This is a genomic window from Streptomyces sp. NPDC047042 (assembly GCF_040644035.1).
Classification (GTDB): domain Bacteria; phylum Actinomycetota; class Actinomycetes; order Streptomycetales; family Streptomycetaceae; genus Streptomyces.
This window is the reverse complement of sequence record NZ_JBEYVP010000062.1, coordinates 14,106-27,066: the sequence shown is the minus strand read 5'-3', so window position 1 is coordinate 27,066 and position 12,961 is coordinate 14,106. Positions and strand designations below refer to the sequence as shown.

Here is a 12,961-nt window from a genome sequence, read left to right as displayed (position 1 = left end):
TGATGAAGCACACGCCCCCACCACCCCCCGACCCGACCCAACTCCGAGCCCTGGCCGTACGCTTGCTGCTGGAAGACGCCGCCGAGCACACCCCCACCAGCGGCCGTATGGCCGCCCTTGCCCGCGCACATGACGTTGATCCCCGCACCGTGCGCCGCTGGGTCGAGAACGCCCGTGCCAACGGCGGCACTTACACCCCGGCCGGCCGGCCGCACTTCGAACTCACCGATCACATGCTCGACGTACTGGCGCGCTGGCACGGCAACGTCAAACGCGCCCACCTGGAACTGAAAGCAGAAGCCAAAGAAGATCCCACGCTGCCCGAAGTGCCCGCCCGGGCCACCTTCCACCGAGCCGTGCACCGCCAGCTCAACCGCGGACAACTCGCGGGCCTGCGCGGCGGAGAAGCCGCCCGACGGCGCTTCGACGTCTTCGGAAAACGCGCACGCCACCACCGCAACTACGCCTGGGAGACCGACCACGTCGAAGCCAGCGTCAAAGTCATCATCGACGGCCACATCCGAAAACCATGGATCACATGGTTCATCGACTGCGCCACCGACGGCATCTGCGGCCTGGCCATCACCCCGCAAACCCCCAGCCGGGAAAGCATCCTCGTCGCCCTGCGCGACGCCCTGCTCACCACCTCCGAACACGGCCCCTTCGGCGGCCGCCCCCAACGCGTGCGCGTCGACGGAGGCAAGGACTTCCTGTGCAAGACCGTCGGCGAAGCGATGGACCTGCTGGGCACCGAACTCATCGTCCTGCCACCCCGCCGCCCCGACCTGAAACCCACCGTCGAAGCGGCCAACGGCGCCGTCAAGAAGACCCTCTTCGCCGACATGCCCGGCTACACCGAAGCCCCCACCCTGCCCGGCGGCAAACCCATCGACCCCGACCCCGAACTCCTCCACTTCGAGGTCTTCGTCACCCTGCTCCTGGACTGGGTGCGGCAATGGAACACCGAGAACACCATCCAGGATTTGGGCGGCAAGACCCCCGCCCAGGCGTGGGCCGCCGACCCCACTCCCGTCAGGACCGTCACCGCCAGGGACATCCACGCCTTCACCCTGGAACGCCTCGGAAAGCCGCTGCCCATCACCAGTAAAGGCGTCCGCTGGCGCAAACGCGACTACTTCGCCCCCTGGATGGTGGGCAAAGGCGGAGAGAAAGTCCACCTGCGCTACATGCCCCACCACGACCGCTACGTCGAACTGTACGAACCGACAACCGGCCAGTACCTCGGCTCAGCCGTCATGGCCAACCAGGCTCCCCCCGCCGTACGTCGCGAACTGGACCGCGCCCGCCGACGCGAAGCCGACGAACTGCGCCGATGCCTGGAGAAGGCAGAGAAGAGCCGCAAGGCCCGCTACGCGGCCGTCAACAAAGGCCCCACACACCGGCTGGACGCCATCACCCAGGACCGGGCCATCCAGGAACTGCGCGACCTGGGCGGCACCGACCTGAGCAGCCAGGCGCTGCCCGGCTTCCTGCCCCTTCCGGCACCCACCGACGGCTGGGCCGTACCCCGCCCCCGCACCAGCCCCACCAACTCCGACCAGCCAGAGGAGGACAACCAGTGAACACCACACCCACCGCCCCCTTCAGCGTCGGCCGCCTCCCCGGTGAAGCCGACGACCACTTCCTCGGCCTCGAACACGCCGTTCGCATGGCCACCGACGCCGCCCTGCTCACCGAAGCCCTTGTCGGCAAAGCCATCACCCGCACGGCCATCATCTGCATCCACGGACAAGTCGGCCTGGGCAAGACCTTCGCCGTCAACGCCGCCTGCCGCAAACTCGCCCCCGACACCACAGTGTGGCTGCAGTTCGCCCAGGCCCCTCACCTGGCACAGATCCGGGCGGCATTGTGGGACGGCCTGAACCTCCCCGGCCCAGCACCGGTCAACACCACCCACATCTGCGACGAACAGATCAGGAAGACACTGGCCAGCGCCTTCCACCTCCTCCTGTTCGACGAAGTGCAACACCTGGGCCCCGCCGCCCTTGAGTACCTGCGGGACCTGTGGGACAAGAACAGCAAAACGGCGAAGAGTCTGGCCATCGTCCTCGTCGGCAGCGGCAACACTCGCCAAAAGATTCTGCACCGCAGTGCCCTGCACTCCCGCGTCCACCGCTGGCAGCAGTTCAGCCCCCTCACCCCCGCCGAGATCCTCACCGTCATCCCCGGCTACCACCGGCTGTGGAACGACGCCGAGGACGACGTACTGCTGTGGATTGACGACTGCGCCGGACACGGCTGCTTCCGCACCTGGGCCAACCTCACCGTCATCCTTCAGGACACCCTTGACAACGACCCGAAACTGGCCTTCAGCAAGGACCTCGTCCGCTGGGCATTCAGCCAACTCGATCCCACCACCCGATTCCCCGGCCACGTCGGCATCGACCGCTGAATCGGGCCTCGTGCCCATAGTCCCCGAGGCATCCACCGCCTCGCAGCAACCGTGGATGCCTCGGCCGGGCCATGGAACCCTTTGCCAACGACGGCGATCTCAGGACGCCGCCCTGCGCGCCATCCACGACCACAAGCTGCGCCGCATTCTGACCTTCCATCACCGTGTCGCAGACGCCCGTGCCTTCGCCACCACCCTGGCGGAGACGGGCGCCGGAACGGCCCCCGCGACACACACGACGGACCAGGTCGTCTCGAGGTGTCAGAGCCCGAAGTCCCAACGTGGTGCGCGACGGTCGCCGGCAGCCGCGAACACCACGGTGAGGTAGGGGTCGATCTGGACCCGGAAGGTGCCGGTCTCCTCGTCACCGGTGACGTTCACGTCGTGGCTGGCGAGCAGTTGCCGAATCTGGTGCACGTCCGGCACCGCGACCCGCAACTGAGCGAGCGGCTCAGGCGGGGCGGGTGTGGCGGTACGGTCCTGGGTGAGGACGAGCTGACCGTAGGAGGCCCAGGTGGGGCCGTAGCGGTCGGGCGAGAGGCCGAAGAAAAACGACAGGACCCGGCGGACCTGTTCGGAGTCGGCGACCTGCACGTAGGCGCCTTGCAGCTGGGCCGCCGTCTGCGGGGTGGGCACCGGTGGCCGAGACGGCTCGACCCGGGCAAGGCCAGGGGACGAGGCGACGTCGAACAGCGCAGCCTGACGGTTCTCGGGTCGGCGTAGATGGAGGGTCTGGCCGTCCTCCGTCACCGCTACCAGCCACCGCTCCGCCTCGTCCTCCGGGGCCGGACTCACGTGGGCGTTGCGACGGTCGGGCAGCCGCAGCGTGCGCGGGACGCCCGCCGCACGCGACAGCTGTTCGGCGAAAACGGTCCGGGCCCCCAGCGCCTGCTCGTGGGTCGGGGCCTGCATCCGAGCCTTCTCCGGTGCTGCGATAAGGCCCTCGGCCAGGTCGACGAGCAGGGCGCGGTCCTGGACGGTACGGCCCATCGCACCGAGCCATTCGGTGCCGAGCGCCGCGCCGAGCAGGGCACCGGTCATCGAGGCCAGGGTGTCGGTATCGGCGCCGTCGAGACGGGCGGCGGTGGCAAGCGCCAGGTCCGGGCTGGAAGCCGACCGCGTGGCCAGATAGGCCGCCGCGACCGCGCAGAGCGTCCCGGACCCGCGACTGTCCTTGGCAGTGAGGCCCTGCCGAGTGAGGAACAGCGTCGGGGCGCTGACCGCGCCCTCCTTCAACTCCCTCTGTGCGGCGCCCAGAAGTTGCTCGGCCTCCGTCGCTGCTGCAAGCCACGCCTGATCGAACCGGCCCTCGAAGTGGCCGGCTGCACGGTCCTGCCACGCCTCCGGCAGGACGCGCCAGAACGGCTGCTGCCAGTGCTTCGCGTCGTCCAGCAACGTGTTGACCAGCCACCCGTAGGGCAGTGGCGGAGACTCGCGCAGGCTGACCCACAGCGCATAGGCGTGCGCGACCGCGCCGAGCAGCGCCCTCGGGTGGCCGTGGGTGGTGGCCGCGTCGCGGACCACGTCGGTGGCGAGTTCATCGAACCGCAGGTTCTGGTGGTGGACCAGTACATGCGGGGCAATCCGCATCGCCGCGCCGTTCGCGCCGGTGGCGAAGTACCGGGCCACCGCCGCGGCCGGCCCGTCCCACGGGGCGCGGTCACGCGCCCAGGACCGGCAGGCGGCCTTGACACTGGCGCCTGCGCCACGCTCGTAATCCAGTAGGAAGGGCCACTCCACCCGCTCCAGCCACCTCAGCCACTGCGGGCCGGCCGCCAGCCGGGCACGGGCGACCGCGATCGTCATCTGCGTGTCGTCGCTGTAGTCGCCTGCGTCGACGTGCTCGGGAACACGCTGCTGCCGCGAGCCCGCGAACCGGTCCCAGGCGAAGAAGCCCCCCGAGGCGGGCACCTCTCCCAGCGGGCGGGTGCGGTCGCGCCGCTCGTAGGGCCAGCCCAGCGCGTCGCCAGCCGCTGCCGCCAGCAGCGTGCCGGTGGCGCGGTCACGCCAGGGGTGAAGGGCGGGCGAAGCATTCACGGGGTCACTCTGCCAGAGTCGTTCATGGGCTGACGGGATGCTCGGCGGGACGCTGACCGGCCCGCACCAGGTTGCTGAGCTGATACTTGTCGAACAGGTCGGGGGCCACCAGCATCGGCGGCAAGAGCTTCCCCGTGACCAGGTGGTCGGTCAGTCGATACCGCTCAAGTTCGGCCTGCTCCTTGGAGGCGACGATCATCGAGGTGATGGCGGTCGCGGACACCGGCCCGGGGATCAGCACCTCGGCCTGGTCGTCGGTGGGCGCCCACAGCGGGTGCGCGGGCCCACGCCGCCGGGGGGCGTTGCCGGTCACCTGCGGTGCGAACATCGCCTCGAATGCAGCCAGGCCCCCGGCGACGTGAACTCCTTCGTGGCGGGCGGCGTTGAAGGGGCAGAACCCCGTCCCGGTCAGATCCAGCAGCCGCAGGTCGAGGGTGAGGATCACCCACTCCTGGAAGTGCGGATCAAGTCCCCGGGCCTTGTCCAGGTACCAGGTGTTGGGGTACTCGACGCTGCAGTTGATGTGGTGTAGGTAGCCGTCCAGGCGCCGCTGGTCGGTGGGGCGGAATCCCTCACTGCTCTCCCGCAGCTCCGCCGCCCCGCGCAACTCGCCCGTGGACAGGATGTGGCCCAGGCCCACGGCTTTGGTGAAGTGGCACAGCCGCGTGATGCCGCGCTGCTGCGCCCGCGCCCAGATCCCAGTCATGTCGGAAGGCTATAGAACAGGTCTGACATCGCGTCGGGCAATAGGGGAGTCAGCGGCCCGGAGCGCAGAATGACCAGTTCGCTGCGGGCACGGGTGACCGCCACGTACAGCTGCCGGGCCTCTCTGGCCAGTGCCTCCTCCAGCCCATGGGCGGCGACCTCGGTCGGCTTGGGCAGCTCGTCCACATCGCACAAGGGAAGGATCACCGAGTCGAACTCCAGGCCCTTGGCCGCCGAGTAGGTGCCGTAGAACACCCCCGGCCCCTTGGGCCACGACGGGAGTTCGCGGTGGATGCGGTAGTGCCGGTGCCGCGGATCCAAGTGCTGCCTGAGCACCGCCTCCTGGGCACGGGTCCGCATCAGCACTGCGACACGCCGGTCGGCGGCCAGGCCGTTAGCGTAGGAAGCCGCCTGCCGCAGTTGATCAGCTTTCGAGGCCACCGTCACGAGCGTGGGCAGCGGGCCGTCAGCCGTCGGTGCCCTCGGTGCCACCAGGTCGACCTCGTCGCGGAAGTGCGGCATCTCCGACATCGCGTGCGCCAGACGGGCGATCTGGCGGCTGTTGCGGTAGTTCTGCTCGAACTCGATCTTGCCGGACACCGACAGGCCCAGCGACCGCCAGGACATGCGGCTGCCGTAGATCTGCTGGGCGTAGTCGCCGAAGAATGTCAAGGACCCGTTCGTGGGGATCGCTGCGGCCAGCGAGCGGATCATCTCCGGAGTGAAGTCCTGCCCCTCGTCGATGACGATGTGGCGGTACAGGCGCGGCCGCGTGTCGGTCCTCAGGTGCTCCAGCACCTGGCTGGCCGCGTCGTCCCAGTCCAAGTTCAGGCCGGCCGCGGCGCGCAACTCGAGGTAACGGCGGTACACCTGGTACACCACGGCCCGGTCGGCCGGGGCCAGAGGCGTGCCCCGTCCGATGCGCTGCACCCCATTCAAGTAGGTCGCCTGCCCGGTCACCCCGTGGCCGGCCATCCAGTGCAGCTCGTCCAGGAAGAAGTCCAGCGGCCGGGCGGCCACCGCGCGCTGCGTGGTCGCTCGGACCTCCGCGAGGGCCTTCTCGACGAGCGTTTCCTTGGTCTTGCAGACCCAGACCGGGCCGCCGGTCACCGAACTCAGGTAGCCCAGCGCGAACTTGTGGTAGTTCTCCACCGTCAGATGCGGCGCCCGGGCGCCGATCGACTTCAGGTAGGTCACCAGCGCTTTGTTGAACGTCAGCAGCAGCGTAGGCCCACCGATCCCGGGAGCCCCGGCCAGATACCTCGCGCGGTGGACTGCCATCGTCGTCTTGCCGCTGCCCGCCGTGCCGAGCACCACCGTGTGCCCCTGCGCAGCCAGGTAGACGACCTCGCGCTGCTGTCCCTGCGGCTCTGGAAGATCCACCCCCACCATGGGAGCAGTATGTCGTGTGCACGGAAAGCGCGGCGGGCAATCGGCGGCATTACCCCTTCGCATATTCGATGGGTCCAGGAGTCCGGCCCCATGAGAAGACAAACACCCGCGGGGCGCAGCCTGGTGGCGCCCGGAAACGGTGCACGAGGTGGCTGTGGCCGGGCCCTAGCTAGCGCCGCTCGGCCGAGCGGCCCACCGGGTTGCCTCAGGAGATGTACTCCTCCATGAGCTTGCCCAGGTGGAGGATCATCGGCAGTCGCGTCGCCTTGCTGGTGTGGGCGTGGAAGCGGCGCAGTGACTGCACGTACAGCGCCAGCAGGTCCGGATCGTCGCCGTCCTGCAGGAAGGAGGCGTGGATGTGCAGCGAGGTGGGGTTCTGGCCGTTCTTGCTGTCGTTGCCCGGCCCGGACAGCTTGCTCACGCCCTTGGGCAGCTGGCTGGTGTCGGGGCGGGGATTGATGGCCAGGTAGCCGCGGTCGTTCCACCGCGCGACTCCGGAGAACCGCCCCCATCCGTATGGCAGTTCGGGCAGCACCGCGACCGACTCCGCCTCCTCGGCATCACCGCCGTCGCCACCGCTCGCGCCGTCGCCCGCTGCGCCTTGGCCCTGGGCGGCTCCCAGGTGGGACTCCGCCTGGTCCTGCCTGTCGCCGGCATCCTCGATGCCGGCGACAGGCTCGGCCGCTTCCGGGGCCGGACCGATGCCGAAGCCGTGGGGCAGCTCGTCGTTGTCGTCGTTGATCCGCACAATGCGCAGGCCCGGCAGGCTCGTTGGTGTGCGGGGGACGGGCACCGCTTCGGGGTCGGTGAGCGAGACCCCTGGCCACACGAGTGCGTCGGCGGTGATGTGCTGGTTGGACAGCCAGGGCCAAAATCCCTTGTTGCGCAACGTCGCGGCGCGGGCGATGAAGAGCCGGTCGTGGGTGTCGTCCTCGGCGAGCGCGCCGCGCAGGAAGCGGGCAAGTGTTTCCTGGTCAGTCCGCTTCACCTTCCCGCGGCCCTCGGCCAGCGCCGCGGGAAGCAGTTCGAGAGGGATCTCTGCTTCGACGGGGTGGTTCTGGCTCGGGATCAGCTGACCGGTCGCGGTGCCGTCGGTACGCATCCTAAGCAGCATCGGAACGAAGTGAGGACCTGCGTGGGCCAGCCACAGCGCGGATACTTCCAGCGGTGCGGTGCCGAACAGCGGTGGGAGCGTGGGGAGGCGGCCCAGCTGCCTCAGCAGGTCCAGCACTGCAGCGGTGATGCGCTCGATGTCCTGCTTGCGTACCTCGGTGTTCTCGAACGGGTGCAGACCGGCGCTCTTCGCGTCCGGGTTCGGGTCTCGGTTGACGGGCTTGATGATCTGGACCAGCCGGTTGCACCGGGGCGGCAGGGCGTTCTTCAGCGGTTTCTTCGGGTCCTCCAGCCGGGCGGCCTTGTAGTAGCCCGGGCCCTCCAACTCGATGAGGCAGCCGACCGGGCGGTCCTCGGGCGGGAACGCGTCCTGCCACAGCCGGGCGCGTTCCCCGAGGGCGGCCTGACGGGCCCGGCGGCGCTTGTCCGGGTCGCTGTCGGTGGCCTTGGGCCAGCCGGCCAGCAGCAGCCCGGGCTTGACCAGGCGCAGCCGGACACTGAACTCGTTGCCGCGGTAGCAGCCCACGACCGCGTCGCCCTTGTGGGCAGTGGTGGCGTGCTCCAGGCCCAGGATCCGGGTGAGCACGAGGTGGACGGCGTCGGCGGTGCGCGGCGTCGCGTGCCACAGCTCGATCGGGTGCTCGACGCCCGCCTTGGTGCGCTTCTTCGGCAGCCGCCGTGAGCGCGGCTTCACCTCCGCCGCCGGGGTGACCGGCACGAGGTGGTGCTCTTCAAGGACCGGGGCCAGGGCTTCGAAGACAGTCAGGTGGTCGATCGGCTGGAAGCCGGTCCCGGTGGGATGCCCACCAGTCTCCCGCGTCCCGTCGTCGTTGTTGTCCTCGTCGTCTTTGAAGTAGTTGTAGCCGGTGCTGTGTTGCAGGAACGCCCGGGGCTTGGGCGCTTGGTCGCCCCCGGCCTCGCTCGGGGAGGCGAAGCGGGCCGGGTCCTTGCGGACCTGGTCGGGTAGCGGGAACAGGTCGGGGCTGGGGAGCCGTGACAGGATCTGGGGCAGGCCGGGTTTCCACGTCCACCGCATCTCGTCTTTGATACCGGTCACGGTGACCGGGGCGCGCAGCAGCGTGTCCCGCTCGGTGCCGCGCAGCACGCCGCTCGGTGCGTACAGCAGCATGGTGGCGGTGGCGGGCTCGTACTGGCTGCGCCTTGGGATGTAGGCGGGCTGGGTGACGGCCATGCGCGCGACGTGCGGGACCACGCGCAGCAGCAGCCGTTCGTCGTGGGGGAGTGTGACCACGTTGAAGCGTAGGTAGTGGGTGCTGTAGCCCTGCTCGCCGCCTCGTGAGAGGCGGGTCGGCGGCCACAGGAACACTGACCGGTCACCGTCGGGCGAGGCCGGGCCCATGATCCACGAGGATCCCTCGTCGGTGTCGCGGCCGCCCAGTTGGCGGCCTCGGTCGACCCAGCTGGCGGCAAGAAATGTCGCCAGCATCTTGTAGGCGGCCTCGCTGGGCTCGGCGGTGCCGTTCGGTCGCACGCCGCGTTCGAGCAGATCCGGCCGGGCCGGTTTCCACTGCAGCTTCAGCGCCTCGCCGATAACCTCGCCCCATGGGACGTCGGCCTGGTGGGGGGCGACGTGCCCGCAGACCCAGGCCTCCAGCGCGAGTGCCACCACGGTGGTGTCGGCAAGCGGGCGCATCGCGCGCAGCCAGGTGCCGGTGCGCAGATCGGTGGAGACGGCCAGTAGCTGCGGCTCTAGCTCCAGCAGCAATTCTGTGAGTGCCCACGTCGGCAGGCGGTCCTTGTGGCGCGCTTTCGGATTGGAGGCCCAGGCCCGCTCCAGGCGGGGGAGCAGGGCGCTGGGGAATGCCGCGCTGTGCAGCTCGCACGGCCACCACTCGTCCGGTTTCGCGGCGAACAGCGGGAACTGGATCCCGCTGAAGGAGATTTTAGGTCGCTTCGGTCGCTCGGTCATCGGCCCCAGTCCATGGTCTCGAAGAGGTTGCCCAGCAGGCCCCAGGTCGCACTCGCGATCTCGTGCTCGAGCCGCCGCCCAGGCAGCGCGGTCGGGGGAGGGGGATCAAGCAGGCGGTTGATCAACTGCCGGCCGGCGACCAGCACGCTGGTGCGGTCGGTGTCCTCGGCTGTCTCGCGCAGGTTGGCGGCCCGGGGCGCGAACGCGGCGTCGATGAGGTAGATCCGGGTCGGCACGTTGCCGCGGATCGTGCGTCCGAGCGTCTGGTACAGCTGCACCATCAGGTCGCTGACGAACGCCCGCCGAAGGTCGACGCGGGCAAGGCGGGAGAAGAACAGCGGTTGCCCCATCAAGGTCAGCCACAGGCCGCGGGCATCGGCGCGCAGCAGTTGGGCCTGCTTGCTCAGGTTCACACCCGGATCCGTGCCGTCCACCGGGTCCAGCAGCCGCTGCATCGCGTACTGGTTGAGAACGGCGAGCGGGAACGACAGGTCGTCGGCGGGTGGGTGCAGCCTGGCGAGGTAGAACAAGGCGCCGAACGCCGCCACCCCCCGTTCATTGAGGACGTTGTGGCCGCGCTGCAGCGACCCCTCCGGGGCGACCATGACGTCGGCGTCCGTCGCGGCGAAGCGCCCGATCCGCCGGTAGGCCAGCCCATACCGGCCAGGGGCCTCGGAGTCGGGGGTGACGTGGCGGGCCGCCAGGCGGGTCTTGAGGTTCATGTGCAGGGCGCACGCGGCCGCGTCCTTGCCGCTGAGTGTGACGAACGCGAGCCGCTGACGATCGGGGTCCAGCCGATCACGCACCTGGTCGACCAGCGACCTGGAGGCTCCGGGCGCGGGGTTGCAGATCGCGTCCAGGACGGCGCGCAGGGCGTCCTCACGCTGCTGGCGGCCACCGGCGCCGGATACGAAGGTGCCCTTGTGGTCGCCGGGTCGGTACTGTGGCCGAAACAGCATCCGGCTCTGGCGCAGCGCCTGCGCGCACGGCTCGGGTTCGCGCAGGATCAGCTGCGGAGTGATGGCCACGTGGTAGCGCGCCGAGCCCGGCATCCAGCTCGTGGCAGAGGTGAGCACCACGTTGGGGCCCTCGATGCCCTCGCACCCCAGCAGGTCGTGCAGGTGGTAGAGCAGCCAGCGGCCCACTCCGCGCAGCCACAGGATCTCCAGCGAACCGCTGGTGGCGTCCCGGTTCGGTTTCCACTGCAGGGCCAGCATGTTGCCCATGGCCTGCTCCGGCACGAGCATCTGCAGGTCGGGCGGCGGCTGGTGCTTGAAGAAGCTGTCGGCCGCCTCCATCGGCATCTGCTTTTGGACCGCGGGCAGCAGCGAGTTGGCGCCGAAGAAACTCGTGGTGATCCGCGCCGACCAGATGCCGGCCATGAGCAGCCGTACCAGCTGCGGCAGCATCTGCTCCACCCAGCCGCTGACGTTCCCCTCCTTGTCCTTCGGCGCGTGTTCGAGCAGCCATCCCCCGGCCGCTTCCTTCCCGGACCACTCGGTGTCGTAGCCGGCCGTCATCGCGGTCAGCAGGCGGTCCAGGTGACCGGGAGGCGCCTTGAACGGGTCCCGGGCAGGCGGCGCGAGGAACTCGTCGAAGAACCGGTCCGCGGCCTCTTCCTCCTTGGCCTGGTCCGGCCGCTCCTGCAAGGTGGTAATCCCGTGCAAGGACCGGGCCAGCCGGTTCAGCAGCGAGAAACCGCTGAACGGGCCCTCCGCGACGATCTCCAACAGCAGATCCTCGCCGCCCCGGCCCCTGCCGCTCCCGTCCTTGTCCTGGCTCTTGTTCCTCTTGTCCGGCGGAGTAACTAGCAGCGGGTACAGGCCGGCCAGCGCCTGGTAGTGCCGCAGCATGTAGCCCTGGTAGCGGCGCACATCAGGATGGGTCAGCGGCTGATGCCAGGCGGCGTCGAGACTGTCATGGCAGGCGATCGCCGTGCGGGCGCTCCAACCACCGGGAAAGGTGAGTGGCTCCTGCAGCATGAACCGCTGGTCGAAATCGCCCATCACCTTGTCGGCCTCGTCGACCAGCAACAGGCCCAGCTCGTGCTGGATCGCCTCGATCTGCCGCGCCCGGTAGGAAGAGCCCTCCATCCGGCTGCTCACCAGACCGGAGGATGTCATCACCCACACCTGCGCATCCGGGACCGCGCGCGCCGCGGCCTGCTGCGGGCACACGTGCGTCAACGGGCAGTCGTGCAGTTCGCGCTTCGTCGGCAGCTTCAGCCGCCCGCGGCAGGGGAAGTCCTCCTCCCGCAACGGCGCGTCACCGCGCCCGGCACCGGTACGCAGCGGCTCGAGCAGGCACATCGACGTGGTGAACTCCGCCGCCGGATCCAACTCCGGACCGGGCAGCGCGTGCCCGGCGTCCACGTCGTACAGCTCGTCGCGCCAGTAGCTCTCTACGTGGCGTTCGCGGGTGGTACGGCCGATCAGCGGGACCGCGCGGATCCCCAGCGCGCGCAGGAACCGCACCTTGGCCAGCGCGGCGCTGATCGACGGCATCACGTAGCCCACCCGCAGTCCGCGCCGGACACCGATGAACGCCAGCCCGTCCAGCAAGGTGCTCTTGCCCGCGTTCATCAACCCCACCGTGTGGGCGATCCCGTCGACGGTGAACACCCCCAGGCCGTCGACGAGTCGCCCAGCCGTTTGGTCGACACGCGAGAACGTCATGTTCTGAAAGCGCCGCTCGAAGTCGCGGTCACTGATCTGCGGGTGTGACTCCAGGGCCCGGTCCATCTCCTTGAAGGCCTGGGCCAGATCGTCACGGGTGACAGGGAACGGTTCCCGGACGCGGCTCGCGCGCGCAGCGAGCCGTGCGGTCGGTGGGGCGACCCGGAGCCAGGACGGGATCCGCAGGCTCTCGACCGCGCCGTCGCGCCGTTTGAAGAAGCACTCGGCGCCCGGCGGCACCGGTTCGTGGGTCGGCTCGATGTCGTAGGGAACCGCGTCGGCGAGCGCAGCCCGGTAGGCGCCTTCTCGCTGCGGAAGATGCGGCGAGGGGTACCGCTCGAAGAGCGTGTCGTTGAGGACCCGATGCCCGGGCGGGCCGGCGGTGGTGAACATCCGCAGCTCGACCGGGACTTTGCGATACTCGTTTAGCCGCTCGCGCCACTGGCCGCCGCGCGCCGCGTCGCCCATCCGAAGCCGCACCCGCCGGACGACCTCCAAGCCCGTCGGCCCCAGGTCCGCATAGTGGTTGAGCGCCGTCCACAGTGCGCCGACCGGCTGCCCGGTCAGGTGCTGGTCCAGATAGAACAAGCCGAGCTCGAGCTGGCAGAACTCCGCCGGCGACAGGTCACCCAACCGCGCGTCCAGGCCGGTCTGCTGGAGGTCGGTGACCAGGTCCTCGTACCACTGCGAGCCCAT

The 12,961-nt window shown here is 69.5% G+C and carries 7 protein-coding genes; 2 read left to right on the top strand and 5 right to left on the bottom strand.

Annotation, left to right across the window (positions count from 1 at the left end):
* The first annotated feature begins 2 nt into the window (after positions 1-2).
* Positions 3-1,583 carry a Mu transposase C-terminal domain-containing protein gene (locus ABZ855_RS44560; protein WP_360818500.1) on the top strand — a complete coding sequence of 527 codons (1,581 nt, stop codon included), beginning with the start codon at positions 3-5 and terminating at the stop codon, positions 1,581-1,583.
* Positions 1,580-2,413 carry an ATP-binding protein gene (locus tag ABZ855_RS44555; protein WP_360818497.1) on the top strand — a complete coding sequence of 278 codons (834 nt, stop codon included), beginning with the start codon at positions 1,580-1,582 and terminating at the stop codon, positions 2,411-2,413. Before ABZ855_RS44560 ends, ABZ855_RS44555 begins: the two co-directional genes overlap by 4 nt.
* A 261-nt stretch (positions 2,414-2,674) precedes the next feature.
* Here the strand turns inward: ABZ855_RS44555 and ABZ855_RS44550 are convergent, their stop codons facing one another.
* From ABZ855_RS44550 to ABZ855_RS44530, 5 genes are all read right to left on the bottom strand, one after another.
* Positions 2,675-4,450 (bottom strand): ADP-ribosylglycohydrolase family protein, encoded by a 1,776-nt coding sequence (locus tag ABZ855_RS44550; protein WP_360818494.1) that lies wholly within the window; start codon positions 4,448-4,450, stop codon positions 2,675-2,677.
* Between the two features lie 22 nt (positions 4,451-4,472).
* On the bottom strand, positions 4,473-5,156 hold the full coding sequence (locus tag ABZ855_RS44545) for a DarT ssDNA thymidine ADP-ribosyltransferase family protein (protein ID WP_360818491.1): 684 nt from the start codon (positions 5,154-5,156) through the stop codon (positions 4,473-4,475).
* Positions 5,153-6,538: a 3'-5' exonuclease gene (locus tag ABZ855_RS44540; RefSeq protein WP_360818488.1), complete on the bottom strand. Its 1,386-nt coding sequence runs from the start codon at positions 6,536-6,538 to the stop codon at positions 5,153-5,155. Before ABZ855_RS44540 ends, ABZ855_RS44545 begins: the two co-directional genes overlap by 4 nt.
* A gap of 214 nt (positions 6,539-6,752) precedes the next feature.
* The gene (locus tag ABZ855_RS44535; RefSeq protein ID WP_360818486.1) at positions 6,753-9,590 is read right to left on the bottom strand and encodes a DUF3962 domain-containing protein; all 2,838 of its coding nucleotides are present in this window, start codon (positions 9,588-9,590) and stop codon (positions 6,753-6,755) included.
* A complete protein-coding gene (locus ABZ855_RS44530) occupies positions 9,587-12,961 on the bottom strand; it encodes a hypothetical protein (RefSeq protein WP_360818483.1) in 3,375 nt (1,124 codons plus the stop codon). The genes ABZ855_RS44535 and ABZ855_RS44530 overlap by 4 nt, the downstream gene beginning before the upstream one ends.